This is a genomic window from Streptomyces sp. B1I3, assembly GCF_030816615.1.
Lineage (GTDB): Bacteria > Actinomycetota > Actinomycetes > Streptomycetales > Streptomycetaceae > Streptomyces.
In genome coordinates, this window is the sequence record NZ_JAUSYD010000001.1 from 7267156 (window position 1) to 7287015 (window position 19860).

Consider the following 19860-nt stretch of genomic DNA (forward strand, 5'->3'; position numbering starts at 1 on the left):
TGATCGCCACGTCACCGAGGTGCTCGCTGAGCACCTCGGCAAGGTCCGCGAGGTGTCCCAGGTACTTCTCCTCCGGGGCGGCAGAGGTCTCTCCGCGAATCGGCGCAATGTGCCACGCATCGGAGTGGAATCGATCCAGAACGATTTCTGGCATGTCAGCTCCCTCTCTGAACTCCCGAACTCCCGAACTCGCGCTCGACAAGGCAGGCGGTTGTGGCCCCCCGAGAGGAGCCACTCACTGCAAAGCCCGTCGCTGACGTCGGGAAACTTCAGGCGCGACGTATCAAAGTCCCCCGTGCGCCTGCTTGTGGTGCCTCGACCATCATGGGAGGACGGCTTCCCGTCCCATTCCCGCGAGGTTCCCGGTGCCGGGCCGACCGTTCGCGGCAGCCGCAGGTCAGCCCTTGGCCATGGTCACGGGAGTCGGGAACCCGCATCGGCTCCCGCCGTCGCCCGCCTGTACTGGCAGGCACCCGCGTCAGCTGAGGCCTGCTCTCGGGCCACCCCGCAACGCGCGGTTCGCCCGGGGGCCATCTCGCTGTCCGCTCGGACAGCCACCGCACCGTCCTGGTCAACTCCGGCCCCTCCCGGGGCCGCTACAGGCGTACGCGACCCGCGCGACGCTCACCGCAGCGCCCGCATACAGCCGGCTCGGGCCCGTGCGGCAGCGACCAGGAGGAACCACTCACGGGACGCGAACTCTCACCGCTCCGGCGCCGCATCCTGCTCCTCGTCCCCGCCATCCGGCAGACCGGCCGAAGTACGACCGCCGGCACCCCGGACGTCTACCGGGCCCTGAGTCGCCTGGCGTCGCGCGGTCTCCTCGCCCGGGACGTGGCCGCCGGAGCGGGCGCCAGGGCCCGGCTCATGGAAGCCGGCCACCGCACCGCCAACGACCGTGCCGCCAACGGCCGCGCGCCGCCAACCACCGCACCGCCAACGACCTAATGCCGTGATCAGCGAGCGAACAGACGCCGTCGCCTCCGAGGTTGCGTCGCGAACGCCGTTTGTGGGGCTCCCAGCGCACCAAGCCGTGACGTGAGTTGAGCCTCTTGCTGTGATGTGACAGCGATCCACAGGGCTGTGCCCGTGTCGCTAGCGCTGAAGATCTGCCGACCCTGTCGCCACGCCTCTGCATGAATCGTGAAGGGAGCCAAGGCCAGAAGCACGTCGAACTGCGTGTCGTCGCGGACAGCGATGTCAATACCCATACCGACATCGTCCTTCGCGGACCGGACACCGGCGGCCGCCTGGTTCTCGGCCATGGACAACGCCTGCTCGTACGCGGCTACCACTTCCCGTGGCCATGGGGCATCGCTGTAAGCATCGACGTGAGCGGTCTCGATGCTGTCCCGCAGGACACGAAGCGCCTCCCGGTGAGCGCTGTCCACGTATACAGCCTCCAGATCATCTCGGAGGAACAGCTCCCGACGTGGTTCATTGGCTTCGCTGATCATGCTGCTCAGCATTTCACCCGTCCGGTGTAGGGGGGAACGTGCTTCCCGGCGCGCAACGACACGCACCGGGTCCCACCTGAAAGACGACGAGAGTGCATAAGCGTGAGTACCTGTTTCCAACCCTCGAGCTCTTGACTTTCCCGCCGGGAAAGTGGGACGCTCACTTTCCCGATAGGAAAGTGAGGCTTCGTCATGAACGACATCACTCCGGAGCAGGCCGGCGACGCCCTGGACGCGGTCGACCGTGTCCGACGCCAGGTGGCCGAGGAAGTGGGCTTGCCCCGCGGCTACTGGTGGGCGATGGCGGCCGGCTGGCTCCTGCTGGGTGGGCTCGGCGGGCTGGCGTCGCCGTGGCCGGCCTGGATCGCGACCCTAGGTTTCGGTATGGGCCACGCAGTTCTCGCGTCGCGCCTGCTCGGCGGACGTCGACGCACGGATCAGCTGCAAATCAGTATGGCGGTCGCCGGTCGCCGCGTGCCGCTGGTCGTGGTCGGCATGCTGCTCGGACTCGTCACGGTCACCATCCTTGCGGCCCTCGCGCTCGACGCCGACGGCGCCGAGCATGCCGGCCTCTGGGCGGCGCTGCTGGTCGCGGCTGTCATCGGGTTCGGCGGGCCGGAAATCCTGCGTGTACTGCGTCGGTGGGTGCGGGCATGACGAAAGCGCGTTTCGACGAGCTGATCCATCCCAGTACCCGGCTGTCGCTGGTGGCGACACTGGCAGCGGTCGACTGGGTGGAGTTCGCCTTCCTCAAGGACCGACTCGAGCTGTCCGACTCGGCGCTGTCCAAACAGCTCACGACACTTGAAGAAGCCGGGTACGTCACCACGGAACGCCGCCTCAGCGGCAGCCGCCACAGACGCTATGCCCAGCTCACCGGCACCGGCCGAGATGCCTTCAACGGCCACATCGCGGCCTTGCGGACCATTCTCGCCGAAGCGACACTCCCCGAAGGCGGAGCTGGGCAGCCGCCTGTGTGAGGGCGACGACCCGTTGCTCGGCGTCTCCCCGGACTCGTCGGCCGTGTTCGAGGAGGACCCGCGATCGACGGCAAGCATGCCTGCTCGCCGGTATGCATGGAAGACGTCTTTGGCCCGCAGTGGTCGGGTCGGTACCGGGGCTGGTTGAACGTTCATCTGCGTATGGGTGCAGAGAGGTCTGAGTCCCCGGGCCTCACCTGTCGCCTATGGGGAATGTCGTTCGGCTGAACCCCCGTGGGGCCCACCGCCGGGAAGCGACCGCCCTTCGCACCCACATCCCTTTTGCCGCCCCGGCTGTCCCCGACCGGCCGGGGCTTTCCCGTGCTCGGGCACGCGGCGCCCGCGGACGCGGATCCTGTCGTCAGGTTCCGGCCGTGTGACCGAAAGTGATCTTCTGGTGACGTGTTGTCAGTGGCGGCTGCTTTGATGGTCAGGCTGCGCGAGGGGCGTAGCCGGGTGGGGGAGGGGTGTTCGTCATGCCGTGGGTGCGGGAGTACATGCGCAGGGACGGAACGAGGGTGCGGGGTCATTCCCGGTGGGCTGCGGGTGGGCGCCGGGAGATGTCGATCGTGGTGGGGATCGGGTTGGCGGTGGTCGTGCTCGGTAACTCCTCGAGTTCGGCCGACGGCCCTGGGGACACACCGCGGCCGGCATCGACCGCGGTCTACCCGATCAAGTTCCCGAAGGCGGGGCAGGCACCGTCGAAGCCGAGGTCCCGGCCCACGGTGTCCTATCCGATCCGGTTTCCGGCGATGAAGAAGGCGCCGGTCCGGCCACAGCCGCGCTCGACGGTGACGTACCCGATCCCGTGGGACCGGAGCGGGCGATGACCGCCCGCCGCCCCGCCCCACGACGCCGCCGCAGCCCGGCCCGGTCACGCAAGCGCAAGCAGGCCTACACCGGCGCCGAAATCCTTGCCGGCATCTTCGTCATCGGATGGCTTCTCTCCCTGCTCATGCACTGGCTCGCCGCCCACCCCTGGGTCCCCCTGCTTTTCCTGCTCATAACGGGTGCCGGGGCGTTCCTATGGTTCCGTACCCACGTGCAGCAGCAGCTCCAGCGGCAGACGCAGATGCAAACCCTGCGATACCGGATGGACCTACTGGACCGGCTGCACCACCGCCAGTTCGAGCACGCGATACGCGATCTCATGCTCCGCGACGGCTGCCAGAATGCTGTCCAGGTCGGGGGCGCGGGCGACAACGGGGCGGACGTGAAGGCCACCGATCCCTTCGGCCGCCGCTGGGTCATCCAGTGCAAGCACCGCCGAGCGGGCCTTGCCGGAGCAGCCGTCGGAACCCCCGACCTGCACGTTCTCAACGGCACCGGACGCCCTGTCCACAAGGGTGACGTCATAGTCCTGGTCACGAACGGCCGCTTCACCAAACCCGCGACCGACTTCGCCCAGTCCCAGCGTCTGCACCTCGTCGACCGCCACACCCTCGCCACCTGGGCCGGAGGACAACGCCCCCTGTGGGAGCTTTTGAACGCGATCCCACCTCCACGCAGACCTACACCACTGTCCTGAACGGCCGCGCCTGCCGTGCGGAGTCGCCTGGTTGGGCTTGGAGCCGAGCTGGGCCACGGCTGCACCTGGGCACACAGGGGGTAGGGGGGCGTGCTCAGCTGTTGCGGGTCGTCATGCATTCAGCCAGAGAAGGGCTTCCTGCCGCCAACCACTGGCAACTGAGTGCGGGAGGGCACAGGGGCGGGTTACACCAGAAAGCTGAAGACGAGGTGTGCCGGCGAGTGGGGGAGTGGCCGTGGTGCTGACAATCAACGTGGCGGTGCTGCTCGCCTTCATCGTGGTCATGCGGCTGCGCCGGCGCACTCAGGCCCGCAGCCGGATGGACGAGAAGTTCACCGTCGTCATCGTCCTGGCCCTCGGAGTGCTGATCGCCCCGACGGATCTCGGGCAGGGGATTCTCAACGTCCTGACTCAGCTCGTGCAGGGCATTTCCGACGCTCACTGATGGGTCTGGGAGTTGTGGGCGCCTGGGGTGGGGTCTGGAGGTGGCTGGGGGTGGCTGGCTTCCGTGCTCGGTCTGGGTGTGGTGTGGTCGAGGACCGTGCGGCGGCGGTCGCGGCCGGCTCCGGCGAGTAGCCCCGACACCGGAACCGGCCGATGACGCGCTGTCAGTCGGGCTACTGGCCCGATGGGCCACATCCACCCAGGAACCGATCGCCGCCTTGCGAGCCGCAGGTCCCGCGGTGGGTTGCTGGACCTGGTGGGGCGACTCCGACGTGCCGATGACACGACACCGACACCGACCAGACATCCGCCTCGTCGGACGACAAGGTGGCGGAATGCACGGACAACGGAACTCCGGTGACGAGAGCTCTTGGCGGACGTCTCTGAAGGACCCCGAAGGCGTACGTCCCCGGATCTTCTTTCAGTCGGTTCCGCAGGGCAAGACCGCCAAGAACCGCCTGCACCTGGACGTACACACCGCATCGGCCCGCACGGCGACGAGCGGACGGCCGCCCTCGAAGCGGAGTGCGATCGCCTCGGCGGTCCCGGCGCCACCCGCTTGCGCCGCGACGAGCCGGCGCCCCTACCGGCGCAGGCTACATCGTGACGGCCGATCCGGAGGGAAGCGAGTCCCACGTCGAACTTCTGGTCGATCTCTTTCTAGAGGCGCAGGCAGTCACCTACAGTCGCTGCCCGCATCGCTGAGCTCCCAGCCATCGGGAAAGAGGCTGTGTTTCACATGGGCCCGCAGGTGCTCGACCGCGTTCAGCCGCGGCGCCGCGTGAGAGCCTCACGCCCGTGGCTACCGAGACCGAGGTGGGAGAGCTGCTGCGCCGGCGCGGCTGGCGAACGGCTTTCACGGGCGCTGAAAGGGTGAACGCGTGGGCCGCCCTCGTGGGCGCCGTCGAGCGCGGCTTCGGCGACGACATCTACGAGTACACCAACGACCTCTACTGCCGAAACTGGCTGCATGAGGCGTGGCTGCTGCTGGACGAGCACATCGTCCAGCTCTGGACGCAGATCAGAGCTCTGGACGACCGGTACAAGGCCGCGACCGTTGCGACGACGGCCAAGCGCTCACCCAGTTCCACAGTTTGCCCGGCCCCGACCTGTGGCGGTGGCGACGATATCCCCGCATCCTCACTGGTGACCTCGGGCGTTCGCTTCGCTCGGCCGGTGCTGTCGGCACCGACACAGCATGACCCAGGGGCTCGTGAAGTTACGGGACCACTCTTACGACCCGCCCCGCGATTAGCCTGGCCAAGCGGTCTGATCAGTGAGTGGGTTCGAGAGTTCTGCTACCGCGCTGCCCACACCTTCCCCTTGCCGGGGCAGCGTTCACCAGCCGACCAGATCCATGGACCTTCGAGAGAGCCAGTCCGTGAACGACACGGACTCACCGCCCAGGTTCAGAGGAAGGATTTGGTCGCAGGTGGCCCGGCCGTCGAACCACAGTGAGCCTCGGTACGGGCCGGTGACAACGAGCAGGGTCGAGAAACCACAGCCGTTGTCCTGGATGAATACAGCGCCGGACGTCTTGCGCTCCTGGAACACCTCGTATTCGGCACACCACTGCGCACATGCTGCCTGGTAGGCGTTGTGGTCCGGGAAGTCCTCCGCCAGCGGCTCGCGCGCGTTCAGCTCGTCCTCGTAAGCACGGTAGGAGTCGGGATGCGGGAAAGCGGTGGTGAGCAGGTCGTAGTTGGTGTCCGAGTCCCCATGCCAGCCCCAGCCTGCCGAGGATCGGCATAGGCGGTTGACCGCGCCGCCGGCCGTCCTGCGGAGCAAGTACTCGCGGTACTGGTCCGGGAAGGCGATGCCCAGCTCCGCCTCCGCTTCGCAGATCTCCGCTTCGGACAGCGGCGCCGCCGGCCAGGCCCTCTGCCGCGAAGGGGGCGAGCCGAACTCGTCGAAGCGCCTACCCCGGGCTATGCGTTGTGCCTCCGCTATCCAGTCGGTCGTCATACAAGTGAGGTTAGCCCGAGCGATCCGTCGCGCTCTGCCGGGACATTGGAGCGCCCCGCCAGGTTGTCGAGGCGTAAAGAAAACAGGCTCGTGCATGTCGCACCGTGCGTTCTGCGGCATCTCGGCTGAGTATCTTGGAGAGTCGCTGGGATGCGCGGTGCGAGTCAGACCGATACGAGCGGCGACGCGGGGCATGGAAGCGGAAGCGCGGCGCCGGACCGAAATACGAGCTCCGGTCTGGATTCCGGACGACGCCCCAGGCTCTCCTGCGCCGGCCAAGGGCTGACGTGGGCAAGATCAGCGCCGTATCGAGTCCGGGAGTCAGAGTGAGAAGCCCTACAACTAGGGCGAAGGACCACAGGGCGGAGCTTATTGCCATGGAATGCCGGCCTACCCGGCCCCGCCAGATCGCCTGCTCTGCTAGGAGGTCCGGCGGATCTGAGATGGGCAGCTTCTACTCCGAAGAGGCAGGCCCTTAAAGGTTGTTGTCCTTCCGGGTTTGAGGACTGCGTTCTCGCTGGTCAGGCATAGGGTCGGCGGTCTCGTGGCAGTGGTGTCGTGTCGTTGCTTCGGTGGAGGTCGAGGATGCCGTCGGTCGTGGGACTGCTGGAACAGCGTGAGCTCACCGCTCACCGCTCACCGCTCACCGCTCGCCGTCGTGTCGACGATCTGCGAGAGGAGGTCGACCGCCTCCAGGTGGAGCTGGCCGTGGCTGAGCGGGAGTGGAACGAGTGGGTCATCGCCCGCTCGCGCGTTGGCGAGGCACTGGCCCCGGACAACGACGCCGTCGTCGGCCCCGCTGCCTCCGAGGGTCTGCCGGCTCCCGGTGTGCAACCGGCGCGGCCCGAACCGGCGGAGGCGGCGAAGCCGAAAACAGTTGTGCCGGTGTGGCGCGCGGGGCTGGCCTGGTCGGCGCTGTCGGTGGACTACCAGCGCATCCTGAAGGCCCTCAGCGACCGTAACCGGCTCGGTGAAGCAGCGTTGACATGCCAGAAGATGGCCGCCTGCTTCGGCTTGGACCCCGTACCGGGAAAGGTGGAGGCACTGCGATCGAAGGCCAAGCGGCTGACGGCGCGCGGCTGGCTGATCGAGCCGGCACCTGGTCGATTCACGCTCGCGAAGGACGTGGCCGGGCAACGCGGCGGGTCATGAGCATCGTCATCGACCAGTAGACCATCGCCTCCGCGCTGGCGATGGAACGCTCGAAGTCGCGCACGAGACGGCGACTTCGCATCAAGTGGGCGAAGAACCGCTCGACGATCCACCGCTTGGGCAGCACGACGAAGCCGCGCATGTCGTCGCTGCGTTTGACGATGGCGAGGACCAGGGCGAGGGCCGCGAGGCAGTACTCGACGAGGCTGCCGGTGTATCCGCCGTCGGCCCGGACCAGGGCCAGCAGGTGGTGCGCGGCGGGTGAGCAGGACCTGGGCCGTGCGGTCGCCCACATCCGCTGCGGTGACCATCACCGCGAGCAGCAGGCCAAGGGTGTCGACCACGGCGTGCCGCTTGCGCCCGTTGATCAGCTTGCCGCCGTCGAAGCCGCGGCTGTCAGAGCCGACGACCGCGTCCGCTTTGACCGACTGCGAGTCGATCACGCCCGTGCCCGGCTCCGAGTCCCGCCCGGCCCGCTCGCGGACCAGGCGGCGGAGCCGGTCGTGGAACTCGCGGACCAGATCGTGGTTGCGCCAGCGCAGGAAGGACGCGTAGACCCGGTCCCACGGTGGGAAGTCGGCAGGCATGGCCCGCCACTTCGTGCCGTTGTCGACCAGGTAGCGGATCGCGTCCAGCATCGCGCGGTGGCAACAAGCCTCCGGTTGCCCGCCCCGGCCCCGCAGCCAGCCCGGCACCGGTAGCAGTGGCCGGACCACCGCCCACTCGGCGTCCGACATGTCGGTGGGATACCGACGCTCGCGCGCCCCGTGGTCTCTGGCGTTCCCGACCCTGTGAGCCAGACAGCCACACGCGAGAGTGGCCGAAGCGGACCCCACTCCCGCGTTGCCGTAGAAATACGACACCAGGGCCTCCTGGACCGCACGTTGGCTTCGACACCCTTCGAGCTGCCAAGAGGCCCTGCTCTCATGCACGGCAGCCGCCGCAGTCACCCGATCGACTGACTTCTCGACGAGATCGGGACGACGGCAGTCGCGTCACTTCTCGTGATCGCTGGGACGGACAAATGCGCACTGCCCTCCAGATAGGCGGTCGGCTTGGTGACGCCCCGAGGCCGCCTCGCGGGTTTGAGCCCGGTGTCGCGACTGACGAACCTGGCGAAGAGTCGTGTCCTACCGGCTCGAGGCGCGGCCAACCGCCCCCGCTACGTGCTACTTCTCCTCCGGCTCCCAGGCGCGGAGCAGGTCGAGCAGCCCTGCGTCTCCGTCAACGTGCAAGGAGTCGGCCTGGATCCGGTCGTACAGGTAGAGGACCAGCTCACTGGCCGTGCCGTGGACGGAGGCGCCGGCTGCGTCCGAGTCCTCGCCGGTCGCGGCGGTGGGCGCGGGGATGCGGGTGGTACGTGCGCCGTCGCCGTCGACGGTGAGGCGCCAGGAGCGGCACTCGGCGGCGTGGAAGTCGAAGGCCGTGGGCTTGTGCGGCCAGGCACTCGGCGTTGCGCAGACGGTGAACAGGAACTCCTCCACACCGTCGAGTGCCAGCTCGACCGGCAGCGGCTGCGGGGCGCCCCCGGCGAGTTGGGCGTCGTAGGTGTGCACCGCGGTCTCCTGGACCCGGTGCCGGGCGGTGCCGCCGGCGGTCTGCGGTGACTGCGACGCGGGCCACCACGTCCAGCAACCGTTCTCCGGTCCCGCCGCGCGCAGGGCGCCCAGCAGAAGCTGCGTCGACGCGTCCAGCCAGGCCAGCAGGGCCTTACGCTCCTGCGGCACTTCCAGCGCGGCGCGCGCGGCGACGGCCTCGGCCGGGGGCGCGTCGGCGGGCCCCGCGCCGACGATGGCGGCCCAGAAGCGGTCTCCCCCGCCCAGGTGCTTCACCAGATCGAACAGCGTCCACCCAGGGCAGGTCGGCACCTGTGCGTCGAGACCGGGCGCGGCGGCGACCACGGCGCGGAAGGCGGTCGACCGTTCATCGATCAGTCGCAACAGGTCGGGGAACTCAAGATTCTTTTCCACGCCGGATGTCTATCACCGTGCTCCGGTGATCGGACAGCGATTTTCACAGTCGCCGCCGGTTGGCCATTGCGGACGTCCTCGCCTCCCACCGCTCGGGTGACAAGCTGCGTACTGCTGCGAGGACGCTGGTGGTGGCGGTACGCCAGGCGTCTTTCCTGTGGACGCTCTGGCCTCGCCGCGCGGCCTGTCACCTCGGCGACGTGACGTCCACCCGGTGCGCGCGGTCATGCTGCCGCTCGATGTGATGGACGCGGAGGTCACGGCGGCGGGGGAGGACCGGTCGGGTTGGGAGTTCATGTGACTCCTGTTCGACCAGCCCTCCTCAAGACCGGAACAGCAACAGCCACCCGCCGCGGCCACCATGGGCTCTGCAGCGGGCTCGGCCAGGGCCGGATCGATGCCGCGTGGCTGGAGCAGGCTCTGGCCGCGGTGCGAATGCGGCGGGTAGCGGATTGGATCCTGTCAGCTTCGTGGTGGCCGCCGAGGAAGGGAACGGGCTCATTCCAGCCGCACCCGGGTGCCACCGGTTCGCTCCGTCTCCAGCACCCACACCTCGTTATCCCCGGGACGGAGTACGGGGCCGGGAACGTACAGGGCAGACTGAGGGCCCGCAGACCAGTACCGCCCGAGGCAGAAGCCGTTGATCCAGACGAAGCCCCGTCCCCAGTCGGGGAGTTCCAGCATCGCGTCCCCGGGGCCCGATACGTCGACGCTGCCCCGGTAGAGGCCCGGCTCACCCCCCTCCGGCAGGCGGGACGGCAGCCCGGCGACCGCCTTCCCGTCGTCGAACGCGTCCAGCCGCAGGCCGCGTGCGCTCACACCGTGCACGTACTGCCGCTCGTGCAGGATCCCGCCAGTCAGTCCCTTGGGCTCGCCCAGGCGGGGCCCGTAGTTGACGCGCCCCAGGGACTCCACCCATAGTTCCAACTCGGCAGGGCCGGCGACCGCCGTGCCGACCGGGGTGTCGACGCCGTCGACGGAGAGCCGGACCAGGTCCCGCACGCCGGGCAGGGACAGCGGCAGTGGCGGCCGCGGCCCGGGAACGCGGACCCGGTAGCGCACCAGGCCCCGGTCGACATCGAGCTCCTCGAAAGTCGGCGCCATGCCAAAGACACCCTCCGTTCCGCCGAGCGTGTCCATCACCTCGTCCAGCGGCGTCCACGCATCGAGCACGGCTGTGGCCGGTGCCGTGAGGATCGGCCAGGCGGCCGGCACCGGAGGCGGAGGGGTGTCAGCGAAGTCGGCCAGCACCTCCCGGAAGCGCCGGAACAGCTCCGTGGGCCTGCCCCGTTCATCGACGGGGGCACCGTAGTCGTAGGAGGTCACCGTCGGCTGCAAGGCGCCGTCGTGCAGGTCGCCCGCGCGGTTGGCGCCCGCCCAGCCGCCGAAGCTCGTCCCGCCGTGTGCCATGTAGATGTTCACCGACGCCCCGCACTCCAGGATCTCGCGCAGTACCGCCGCCGCGTCCCGGGCTTCGCGCGGCTCGGGCTCACCGGCGCCCCAGTGGGCGAACCAGCCGCACCAGAACTCCATGCACATCAGCGGCCCGGTGGGCCGGTGCCGGCGCAGCGTGCGGAAAGCCCCGGCTGCGTCCGAGCCGAAGTTCACGGTGGCCAGGACACCGGGCAGCGAACCGCCGGTGAGCATGTGGTCCTCGGACCCGTCGGAGGTGAACAGTGGCACCGTCACCCCGCCGTCCCGCAGGACCGTGGCCAGCTCTCGCAGGTACTCCTGGTCGGAGCCGTAACTGCCGTACTCGTTCTCGACCTGCACCATGACCACCGGCCCGCCGTGGTGGACCTGGCGCTCCACGACCTGGGGCAGCAGGCGGCCGAACCAGCGGCGCACCGGCTCCATGTACGCCCGGTTCCTGGTGCGGACCTGCCCTGCCACGGTGCCGGTGAGCCACTGTGGCAGCCCGCCGTTCTCCCATTCGGCGCAGATGTAGGGACCGGGCCGGACGACGGCCCACAGGCCCGCCGCGTGTACTGCGTCCAGAAACCTGCCCAGCGCCTCCGCGTCCCGGTACTGTCCGGGAAACGGCTCGTGCAGGTTCCACGGCACATACGTTTCGACGCAGTTGAGCCCCATCGCTCGCAGCATTTCCAGCCGGTGCGCCCACTGGTCCTCGTGCACCCGGAAGTAGTGCAGGGCGCCCGACAACAGCCGTACCGGCCGACCGTCCAGGGAGAATCCGCTGTCGGTCACGCTGAAAACGCCGTCCGCCGGTCGTTCGGTCATCGACGGTCACCTTTGTCTCTCTCGTTGTGCACGGCAGGTCAGCCGACGTCCGCGTAGGTGGTGCCGACGCGCAGCCGGTCCAGTCGGTTCACGACGTCGCTCTGCGGGGTGTCCCGGTCGTAGACGCCCCACTTGGGTTCGTTGGCGCTGTCCCAGGTGCGTGCCGCGTAGCGGGAGCCTCCGCTGGAGAAGGTCTGCCGGGTCCCGTTGAAGGACAGCTCTACCCAGCCCGACTCGGCCGAGGCGGAGGTGTGGATACCGAGAGCGAACCGGTTCCATGCCCCGGCTGAGACGGGCGCCGACCAGATCAGGTGCCACGTGGCGTCCGTACTGACGTGGAAGAGGCGCACTGAACCGTCCTTGACGGTCATGATCAGGGGGTAGTTCTGTGCCGCGTTGGGATACGACTTCCACTGCCACACCACGAAGTCCCCGCTGACGGTGGACAGCTGGGACTCCCAGCCCAGCCAGTAGGTGGAGCCGAGCGCGAAGGCGTACCGGGCGCCGCCCACCGAAAGGCCCCGGGATTCGCAGCGGATGAGACCGCCGGGCTTGGTGAACCGGAAGATGGTCCCGTGACCGTCCTGGTTGGCGGCGGTGACCAGGCTGCCGGGCTCGGCGCACTCCACGCTGCCGAAAACGCCGGTGCCCCCTGCCGCGTCACCGTCCCAGACGGTTTCCGCGCGCGCCGAGGTGGCGGAGACCAAGAGGCAGGCCAGCGCCGCCGCCACGGCGGTGGAACGTCGTACCGTCGCCCTCATGCTGTCCTCACCGTGATCTTCTGGGTGGCGCCTGCCTCGGCGGTGAGATCTCCAAACGTGAGGGTCAGCTTCCGTCCGGGTACGGCCTGTTCGACCGTGGCGGGATGGGAGACGACTGCGGTGATCCGGTGCCGCCACGTCAGGGTGAGCGTGGTGAGGGTGCGGGTCGGGTCGGAGACACAGACGACCGCGGTGCCGTCGTTCCGATGCCGGATCAGCACCGCGCAGGGGCCGCTCACGGTGAGATCGCCCACCGTCCCCGCCGCCCAGAAGTTGACAGCGGTGACGCCGAGGGAGGGGACGTGGACGCCCTGGGCCCGGGGTGTGTTGACGAGTGTTCTGAGCAGTCCTCGCGCGCCCGCGGCGTGGGCCGCGGTGCGGGCCGCACTGGCTCCGGGCAGCAGGACGTAGGCGTAGGCGCCGTCGACCGGGTCGATGCCGTGGTCGACATACAGGGTGAGGTAGCGGTCGGTGAGGGGGGCCGTGGACGAACCGGTCCTGATGTCGCTCCACCGGCCGGTACGCTCCTCCCGCAGCGCCGTGATGCGGCCGCCCGCTGGAAAGACGTAGCCTCCATGGCCGGTGATATGCGCCCAGCCCGGGTCGCTCAGCGTCTCGGTCCAGCCCGGAGTGCCGGGCTTGAGGTGGCGGTCCACGGTCAGGGCGTGGGTGCCGGTGGGGCCGAGGCGGCGGTTGTCGATGACGGTGTCGACCGCCTCGCCGTCCGTGGCGGTGACCCCCGCGCCCAGACAGACGATGCCCTCGTCCAGGAAGAACCAGGATTTGTGTGCCTCCAGCGTCGAGGCCAGCCCCTTGAGATGCTGGCCCACCGCGGCGTACGTGCCGTCGGTCGTGCCTCCGACCCATGCCACCGCCGGGCGTTCGGCGCCCCACTGGCCGCCCTGGCCGTCGGCGAGCTTCTTCCTGGAAGCGGTGATGCCGGGCAGCCGATTGGGGTCCACGGTGGCCCAGAAGGTCTGCGAGTACTGCTCGTTGGCGAAGTCGTCCCCCCACCAGGACAGCCAGCCGGCCCCGGTGTGGTAGCCGCGCAGGTTCTCCCCGTTGCCCCACTCGTAGTGCGCGATTCGGTCGGAGGCCATGGACAGGCAGGCAGCCCACTCCCGGCGGCGGTGTACCGCCCGGTCCTGGGCCGGGAAGAGCCGGTGTGCGACCGGCTCGGGCAAGGGCTTGACCGAGGTGTCGTCCACGACGCTCTGGAGCTGGGCGAGCTTGTAGATGCCGAGCATGGGGTTGGTGTGCGGAGGGCTGAAGTGCGCCCGCTGGATCCATCCCTTGGCCAGGGCGCGCCAGCGCGCGTTCTGCTCGGGGCTCGCGGCGCGTCCCAGGGCGACGATCGAGGCGATGATCGAGTGGCCGCGCAGATGGTCGTCGTTGGCGCCGCCGGGATCGCCGGGCGCCAGGCCCCGTGAGACGGCGCGTCCGGAGACGGCGTCCATGCACAGGCCGTTGTAGATGAAGGGGGCCCAGGCCCGTTCGACGGCGTCGAAGTAGTTCTCCCGGGCCGGATCGGTGATCTCCCACGGGGAGCCGGCGAGCAGCGCGCACAGCAGGCTGAGGCCGGTGAACAGATCCGCGCCGTACGACCCGGCGTAGGGCACCCACGTGTGCTGGACGAAGGAGCCATCACGGTAGAGGCCATCCCCAGACGTCACGTAGGGGAAGACCGGCGACAGCGCCCCGGACGCGAGGGCGAGCCGGTCCGCGTCCTCGCCGACCAGGCCGCTGAGCGCGATCGTCCGGCACAGGTCGACGCGGTTGGCGCCGGTGGAGGTGCCCGTGTACGAGGCCACCGCACTGTCGGGCACGAACGCGCGGACGGCTTCCGTGATCGTGGCGATCAGTTCGGCGTCCAGGTGGTCGTACAGGAGGGTCGCCGCGTCCAGCAGCGCGTGGGGCCCGCCGATCTGCCAGTTGTACCAGTTGCCATAGCGGGCCCGGCCCGCGTGGTAGACGTCGGTGACCACGTGCCGGATGCCGGTCACGACATCTCGAGCGAAGGCCTCGTCTTCGGTCAGACCCGTGCCGGGCTGGGCATACGCCTCTGCCATGGAACGCAGCCGCTGGAAGGTGAGCTGGATCTGCGCGGAGTAGGTGTACGACGCGGTGTCCGTGTCGGGATCCGGGTCCAGCCACACCATGCCCGGCCACAGGGAGCCCGGCGCGGGCAGCATGGTGGTCCGCCAGGCGGCGGCGTCGGTGCCCAGCCGGGCGAGCTTGGAGGCGAACGGCTCCGCGGTCGGGCTGAAACCGGAGCCGAGTATCAGGCCGCGCCAGGTGGCTCTGAGCCTTTCGAACTCGGCGGACGCGGCCGAAGGGGCTTGGGCGGGCTCGGAGGTGGTCAGGACCGTCGCCGAGGCGGTTGCGGGGAGACCCAGTGCGGCGGCGGCACCTCCCGTCGCCTTGACGAATCCGCGGCGGGACCAAGGTGTGGGCATGGCGTCTCCTGGGACAGGACGGAGGGAGGAAGACGGAGGAGGAACGCGAGAAAGGAGGAGGGCGAGTGCGGTGGTGGGTTTCTAGCACGGTACGCACAAGATGCTCAATACGTAAGACTCATAAGAATCGATCACTAGAGTACGGTGGAACTTGCACCAATCGGGGGATCATCAGGAGGACGACAGATGCGGTCGCATGTCAATCAGCGCCACGAACGGGTGCTGGAGATCGTGCGCAGGCGAGGCGAACTGCGGGTAACGGATCTGGCGGAGGAGCTGGGAGTCTCGGCCGTCACCGTGCGGCGCGATGTCGAGACGCTGGCCGAACAGGGGCGGCTGATGCGGCTGCACGGCTCGGTCACGTGCCCCGAGCCGCCCGGCTCCGGCCCGGCCGACGCCGGCGTGGACGCCCCCGTGCGATCAGCGCCCACCGGAGTGGTCCTGGGCATGGTCGTGCCCAGCATGGAGCACTACTTCGCGGAGCTGGTCAAGGGCGCTCAGGACGCCGTCGCGGCGCGCGGCGGCCGGCTGGTGCTCGGCATTGCCCACTGGCGGTCCGAGGAGGACACCGCGCAGATCGGACGGATGCTCGACGGCGGCGTCGACGGCCTGCTGATCCAGCCCAGTTGGGAACGCGGGGTACCCAGCCTCGAGCAGGAGCAACAGCTGCTGGCGCTCCGAATCCCGGCCGTTCTGGTGGACCGACGCATCCCTCTCGGGGGCCGGCTGGCCGGACTGGACAGCGCACGCTCCGACCATGCACTCGGGGCCGCCGCCGCCGTCCACCACCTCGCCGGGCTGGGGCACGAGCGGATCTCCCTCCTCGCCCAGGACAACCCGACGTCACCGCAGGTCCGGGAGGGGTACGAGGCCGCCATGGCGGCGCGTGGACTTTCGGTGCCGCCGCTCGTGGACGTCGACCCGGAGGACCCGGCCGGCCTGGAGGCGGCGGCCCGGACGCTGTACCGGTCGGTGGCGGAGGGCGGGGTCACCGCCGCGATCGTCCACAACGATCAGACCGCGATCGGGGTGGTGCAACGGCTACGCGAACGAGGCCTCTCCCTCCCTGGCGACGTGTCGCTGGTGGCGTACGAGGACGAAATGGCGGCGCTGGCCGATGTGCCGCTGACCGCCGTGGCTCCGCCGCGGCAGGCAGTGGGGGAGAGCGCCGTCGAGATGATGTTCGCCCGGCTCGAAGCGGGGCCCGGTGCGGCGGCGCCGAGTCGACACGTCTCTTTGGTACCCCGGCTCATGGTGCGGGCGTCCTGCGCTCCACCCCGGTGATCTCGGATACCCAATAGTTGATTGTTTTGATCGAGTTGGTCATTTGCTCTTGACGGACGATCGTTCTGCGCAAAAGATGAACGGAATCGCCTCCGGTCGCTGAGGCGCCTTGCTCATCGAGGAGCCAGTGCAGATGAAGCCCGCCCACCGCATGCCCCGCCTCGCTCTCACAGCCTCCCTGGGCTGTCTGGCCCTCCTCGCCACCGCCTGCGGCGGGGGCGGCGGTACGTCCGGGGCCACGGACGGCAAGCCGGTCACCCTCACCATGTGGTCCTGGATGGTCGGCACCAAAGAGGTCGTCGAAGAGTTCAACGCCACCCACGAGGACATCAAGGTCGAGTACACCGAAATCACCGCCGGCGCGGACGGCTACTCCAAGATCGACAGTGCGATCAAGGGCGGCAACGCACCTGACGTCGTGGGCATGGAGTACGCGATGCTCCCTGAGTTCGCCAGCCAGGGGAACCTGGAGGACCTGACCGGACACTCCGGGAAACTGGTCAAGTCGTTCCCCGAGAGCCTCCAGTCGCTGGTCACCCCCGGCGGCCGTACGTGGGGCGTCCCCTTCGACGTCACCCCGCAACTCCTCTACTACCGCACCGACCTGTTCGAGAAGGCAGGCGTCGAAGTGCCGGTCACCTGGGCCGAGTTCGAGAAGGCGGCGAAGAAGATCAAGGCCGCCGACAAGGGGGTCCGCATCCTCAACATCCCCAAGGGCGGCGACATCCCATTCATCAACGGACTGGCCTGGCAGGCTGGTTCGCAGGGCTTCGGCGTCGAGGGCGACGCCTGGACGGTGCACATCGACGACGAGCCCGCCCTGAAGGTCGCCGGGTTCTGGGACGGCCTGGTGCGCGACGGCCTGGTGCTCAACCACCCCGCCTGGAGCGAGGAGGAGAGCACCGCCAAGAAGAAGAATCAAGTCGCCGCGTTCATCGGCGCCCCCTGGAGCGGAGCCGGCCTGATATCCCAGACACCGGAACAGAGGAAAAAGTGGGCCGTGGCTCCGCTGCCCACATGGGACGGCACACCGGCCACCGGAACCTGGGGCGGCACCTCCTTCGCCGTGCCCAAGGGCAGCGACCACATCGATGGCGCGGCGGAGTTCATCGAGTGGCTCACCACCGATCCGGCCGCGATGAAGGCCCGGCTCGCGGACGCCGAGGCGCCAAGCAGCGTTCTGCCCGCCGACCCCGGCCTGCAGAAGGTCGCGGCAACGGAGTTCACCCGAGCCGCGGGCGGCTACTTCGTCAACGACCTTTACCAGGTCGCTGCCGACCAGGTGGACACCATCGGTGACGGCTGGAGCTGGGGCCCGGTGCAGGGTTCGGTGAACGAGGCGTTCGAGAGCACCGTGGCCAAGGGCGGCTGGGAGGCCGGGTTCGAGGCGGCCCAGCGGGCGGCGCTGAAGGCGCTCGACGACCGCGGACTGAAGACCGTCGGCTGACCCCGTGCCCGGCGGACCCGCGACATACCGGCCGCGCCCCGGCCCGACCTGGTGCGGCGGCCACTGGCAGCGGATGGGTGCCGCAGAAGTGCCTGACCTGGTGGCGGCCCGGGTGGCGCGAGCGCCGCGGAAGCCCCCCTCGCCGCACGTCGACACGCCACGAAAGCCGCCACCCCCGCCATCTCAGGCACGTCGAGCCCGCGGCACACCACCTCGGCCTGCCCTATCCGGCCGTCTCGCCCCCTGATCCACCACTGTTCCGGCCCCGCTGCCCCGGGTGCCGAGGTCAGGAGAACTTCATGACAGTTCCGGCCCCAGCCCCTGTTCGCCCCTCGGCCGGACGCGCCCGACAGCGTGCCGCCGCGGCCTACCTCGTGCCTTTCTTCGTCCTCTTCACGCTCGTCATGGTCGCTCCCATCGGCTACGCGCTCTGGACCAGCCTGTTCAAGGAAGAGTCCTCCGGTCTCGGCTTCGGCGGCACCGAGAGCGTCTTCGTCGGCCTCGGCAACTACGCCGACGCACTCGGCGACACGGCCCTGCGCGCCTCGTTCCTGAACGTCGCCGCCTACGTGGCGATCTACATCCCGCTCATGACCTGCACGGCACTGTTGCTCGCCCTACTGCTGGACTCGACCGTCGCACGGGCCAAGCGGCTGTTCCAGCTCGCCCTCTTCCTGCCCTACACGGTGCCTACCGTCATCGCGGCGATCATCTGGGTCTACCTGTACTCCCCCAGCCTCAGCCCGGTCATGGACTGGCTCGGCTCCGCAGGCGTCAGCGTGGACTTCTTCTCCGCGCCGCTGGCCGTCCCCTCGGTCGTCAACATCGTGACCTGGCATTATGTCGGATATAACATGGTGATCCTCTACGCGGCGCTCCAGGCGATCCCTCGGGAGACACTCGAAGCGGCCACGATGGACGGCGCTGGGGCGGTTCGTACCGCGCTACGGATCAAGGTTCCCCACATTCGTTCCGCCCTGGTCCTCAGCCTCCTGTTCACCTGCGTCGGCGCCATCCAGCTCTTCAACGAGCCCTACATGCTCACGACCCAGTCAGAGGCCATCAACCGCGACTGGTCACCCGTGATGTACGTGCACAAGACGGCGTTCGTCGATCACCAGCCCGGCCTCGCCTCCGCGGCGGCGGTCCTGATCGCTCTCCTGGCCGGCCTCCTGTCCTACGCAGTCACCAAGCTCGGCAACCGCTGGAAGGCAGCATGACCACGCACACCGTCACCGGGCAGCCCTCCCCCCGCACGGCCGGCGAGGGGAGCGGACCCAAGATACGAACCCGGCCGCCCGGCCCACGCCCAGGCGGCCGGGGCCATGCCCGCCCGAGCCGCTCGTGGACCGCCAAGGCCGTCGTCAACGGCCTCCTCGCCCTCTTCGCCTGTTACACCCTGGTGCCCCTGACCTGGCTGTTCGTCGCCAGCACGAAGGACCACGGTGATCTCGTCGGCACCGGCGGATTCACCTTCGCCGCCTTCAATCTCTTCGCCAACCTCGGTGACCTGTTCACCTACGGCGACGGAATCTACGGGCGTTGGCTGCTCAACAGCATCCTGTACTTCGGCCTGGGCTGCCTGGCCTCCACCCTCGTCAGCACGGCCGTCGGCTACGCCTTCGACAAGTACGACTTCCCGCACAAGGAGAAGCTATTCGGCATAGTGCTGCTAGGCGTCCTCGTGCCGAGTGCCGTCCTCGTGCTGCCCCAGTACCTGCTGGCCAGCAAGGCGGGCCTGGACAACACCTACTGGGCCGTCCTGGTCCCCCTGCTGGTCAACCCATTCGGCGTCTACCTCGCCCGGGTCTTCTCCGAGGGGTACATCCCCGACGAGGTGATCGAGGCCGCCCGGATGGATGGCGCGGGAGAGTGGCGCGTCTTCCGCTCGGTCGGCCTGCCGATGATCGCGCCCGGCTTCGTCACCCTGTTCCTCTTCACCTTCACCTCGAGCTGGAACAACTTCGTCCTGCCGCTGTACATGCTGAGCAACGACAAGCTCTACCCCGTCACCCTCGGCCTGGCGATCTGGAGCAAGTCCTCCCAGCAGAACCCGGAGTTCTACATGCTGACGATCGTGGGGGCGCTGGTCTCGGTCCTTCCCCTGATCATCGCCTTCGTCTGTCTCCAGCGCTTCTGGCGCTCCGGGCTCACCGCAGGCGCGGTGAAGTGACG

At 68.9% G+C, this 19860-nt stretch carries 16 protein-coding genes and 1 pseudogene; 10 read left to right on the forward strand and 7 right to left on the reverse strand.

The features are described 5' to 3' along the window. Positions 1-956: 956 nt before the first annotated feature. Positions 957-1457, reverse strand: coding sequence for a hypothetical protein (locus QFZ58_RS32985; RefSeq protein ID WP_307128529.1), 501 nt, complete (start codon positions 1455-1457; stop codon positions 957-959). Between the two features lie 192 nt (positions 1458-1649). Between QFZ58_RS32985 and QFZ58_RS32990 the strand changes: the two genes are divergently transcribed. The 4 genes from QFZ58_RS32990 to QFZ58_RS33005 all read left to right on the forward strand — a co-directional run bounded on the left by QFZ58_RS32990 (position 1650) and on the right by QFZ58_RS33005 (position 4410). Continuing rightward, complete coding sequence (locus tag QFZ58_RS32990; protein ID WP_307128530.1) at positions 1650-2114, forward strand: hypothetical protein; 465 nt, start codon at positions 1650-1652, stop codon at positions 2112-2114. Further along, the gene (locus QFZ58_RS32995) at positions 2111-2437 is read left to right on the forward strand and encodes a transcriptional regulator (RefSeq protein WP_307128531.1); all 327 of its coding nucleotides are present in this window, start codon (positions 2111-2113) and stop codon (positions 2435-2437) included. Before QFZ58_RS32990 ends, QFZ58_RS32995 begins: the two co-directional genes overlap by 4 nt. 826 nt (positions 2438-3263) lie before the next feature. Next, positions 3264-3965: a restriction endonuclease gene (locus tag QFZ58_RS33000; RefSeq protein WP_307128532.1), complete on the forward strand. Its 702-nt coding sequence runs from the start codon at positions 3264-3266 to the stop codon at positions 3963-3965. A gap of 238 nt (positions 3966-4203) precedes the next feature. After that, complete coding sequence (locus QFZ58_RS33005) at positions 4204-4410, forward strand: hypothetical protein (RefSeq protein ID WP_307129077.1); 207 nt, start codon at positions 4204-4206, stop codon at positions 4408-4410. Between the two features lie 1337 nt (positions 4411-5747). Here QFZ58_RS33005 and QFZ58_RS33010 read toward each other — a convergent pair. Beyond that, a complete protein-coding gene (locus QFZ58_RS33010; RefSeq protein ID WP_307128533.1) occupies positions 5748-6374 on the reverse strand; it encodes an SMI1/KNR4 family protein in 627 nt (208 codons plus the stop codon). 585 nt (positions 6375-6959) lie between these two features. On the opposite strand from QFZ58_RS33010, the gene QFZ58_RS33015 reads away from it, so the two are divergent. Further along, complete coding sequence (locus QFZ58_RS33015) at positions 6960-7526, forward strand: hypothetical protein (protein WP_307128534.1); 567 nt, start codon at positions 6960-6962, stop codon at positions 7524-7526. On the opposite strand, the pseudogene QFZ58_RS34605 reads toward QFZ58_RS33015, so the two are convergent. Together QFZ58_RS34605 and QFZ58_RS33030 are read right to left on the reverse strand one after the other, a co-directional pair. Continuing rightward, positions 7483-8263, reverse strand: a pseudogene (locus QFZ58_RS34605) (IS5 family transposase). The gene QFZ58_RS33015 and the pseudogene QFZ58_RS34605 sit on opposite strands and share 44 nt — an antisense overlap. A gap of 432 nt (positions 8264-8695) precedes the next feature. Further along, positions 8696-9496, reverse strand: coding sequence for a maleylpyruvate isomerase family mycothiol-dependent enzyme (locus tag QFZ58_RS33030; RefSeq protein WP_307128535.1), 801 nt, complete (start codon positions 9494-9496; stop codon positions 8696-8698). Between the two features lie 157 nt (positions 9497-9653). Between QFZ58_RS33030 and QFZ58_RS33035 the strand changes: the two genes are divergently transcribed. Next, a complete protein-coding gene (locus QFZ58_RS33035; RefSeq protein WP_307128536.1) occupies positions 9654-9797 on the forward strand; it encodes a hypothetical protein in 144 nt (47 codons plus the stop codon). A 197-nt stretch (positions 9798-9994) separates the two neighbouring features. Here QFZ58_RS33035 and QFZ58_RS33040 read toward each other — a convergent pair whose 3' ends face one another. The 3 genes from QFZ58_RS33040 to QFZ58_RS33050 are packed head-to-tail and all read right to left on the reverse strand — an operon-like array spanning position 9995 to position 14954. Beyond that, positions 9995-11737 carry a beta-galactosidase family protein gene (locus QFZ58_RS33040; RefSeq protein ID WP_307128537.1) on the reverse strand — a complete coding sequence of 581 codons (1743 nt, stop codon included), beginning with the start codon at positions 11735-11737 and terminating at the stop codon, positions 9995-9997. 38 nt (positions 11738-11775) lie between these two features. Next, the gene (locus QFZ58_RS33045; protein WP_307128538.1) at positions 11776-12498 is read right to left on the reverse strand and encodes a heparin lyase I family protein; all 723 of its coding nucleotides are present in this window, start codon (positions 12496-12498) and stop codon (positions 11776-11778) included. Next, entirely contained in the window at positions 12495-14954 is a 2460-nt protein-coding gene (locus QFZ58_RS33050) for a polysaccharide lyase 8 family protein (RefSeq protein ID WP_307128539.1), read from the reverse strand. The genes QFZ58_RS33045 and QFZ58_RS33050 overlap by 4 nt, the downstream gene beginning before the upstream one ends. 186 nt (positions 14955-15140) lie before the next feature. Between QFZ58_RS33050 and QFZ58_RS33055 the strand changes: the two genes are divergently transcribed. The 4 genes from QFZ58_RS33055 (at position 15141) to QFZ58_RS33070 (ending at position 19858) form a co-directional block, all read left to right on the forward strand. Beyond that, on the forward strand, positions 15141-16238 hold the full coding sequence (locus tag QFZ58_RS33055) for a substrate-binding domain-containing protein (protein ID WP_307128540.1): 1098 nt from the start codon (positions 15141-15143) through the stop codon (positions 16236-16238). A 133-nt stretch (positions 16239-16371) separates the two neighbouring features. Further along, complete coding sequence (locus QFZ58_RS33060) at positions 16372-17685, forward strand: sugar ABC transporter substrate-binding protein (RefSeq protein ID WP_307128542.1); 1314 nt, start codon at positions 16372-16374, stop codon at positions 17683-17685. A gap of 299 nt (positions 17686-17984) precedes the next feature. Then, positions 17985-18905 carry a carbohydrate ABC transporter permease gene (locus QFZ58_RS33065; protein ID WP_307128543.1) on the forward strand — a complete coding sequence of 307 codons (921 nt, stop codon included), beginning with the start codon at positions 17985-17987 and terminating at the stop codon, positions 18903-18905. Continuing rightward, on the forward strand, positions 18902-19858 hold the full coding sequence (locus QFZ58_RS33070; RefSeq protein ID WP_307128544.1) for a carbohydrate ABC transporter permease: 957 nt from the start codon (positions 18902-18904) through the stop codon (positions 19856-19858). Before QFZ58_RS33065 ends, QFZ58_RS33070 begins: the two co-directional genes overlap by 4 nt. The last annotated feature ends 2 nt before the right edge of the window (positions 19859-19860 follow it).

Coding starts and splice junctions, on each gene's coding strand:
- QFZ58_RS33070 (WP_307128544.1), top strand. CDS start 18,902: ATGACCACGCACACCGTCACCGGGCAGCCCTCCCCCCGCACGGCCGGC.
- QFZ58_RS33065 (WP_307128543.1), top strand. CDS start 17,985: ATGACAGTTCCGGCCCCAGCCCCTGTTCGCCCCTCGGCCGGACGCGCC.
- QFZ58_RS32985 (WP_307128529.1), bottom strand. CDS start 1,457: ATGATCAGCGAAGCCAATGAACCACGTCGGGAGCTGTTCCTCCGAGAT.
- QFZ58_RS32990 (WP_307128530.1), top strand. CDS start 1,650: ATGAACGACATCACTCCGGAGCAGGCCGGCGACGCCCTGGACGCGGTC.
- QFZ58_RS33000 (WP_307128532.1), top strand. CDS start 3,264: ATGACCGCCCGCCGCCCCGCCCCACGACGCCGCCGCAGCCCGGCCCGG.
- QFZ58_RS33050 (WP_307128539.1), bottom strand. CDS start 14,954: ATGCCCACACCTTGGTCCCGCCGCGGATTCGTCAAGGCGACGGGAGGT.
- QFZ58_RS33040 (WP_307128537.1), bottom strand. CDS start 11,737: ATGACCGAACGACCGGCGGACGGCGTTTTCAGCGTGACCGACAGCGGA.
- QFZ58_RS33055 (WP_307128540.1), top strand. CDS start 15,141: ATGCGGTCGCATGTCAATCAGCGCCACGAACGGGTGCTGGAGATCGTG.
- QFZ58_RS33010 (WP_307128533.1), bottom strand. CDS start 6,374: ATGACGACCGACTGGATAGCGGAGGCACAACGCATAGCCCGGGGTAGG.
- QFZ58_RS32995 (WP_307128531.1), top strand. CDS start 2,111: ATGACGAAAGCGCGTTTCGACGAGCTGATCCATCCCAGTACCCGGCTG.
- QFZ58_RS33060 (WP_307128542.1), top strand. CDS start 16,372: ATGAAGCCCGCCCACCGCATGCCCCGCCTCGCTCTCACAGCCTCCCTG.
- QFZ58_RS33045 (WP_307128538.1), bottom strand. CDS start 12,498: ATGAGGGCGACGGTACGACGTTCCACCGCCGTGGCGGCGGCGCTGGCC.
- QFZ58_RS33015 (WP_307128534.1), top strand. CDS start 6,960: ATGCCGTCGGTCGTGGGACTGCTGGAACAGCGTGAGCTCACCGCTCAC.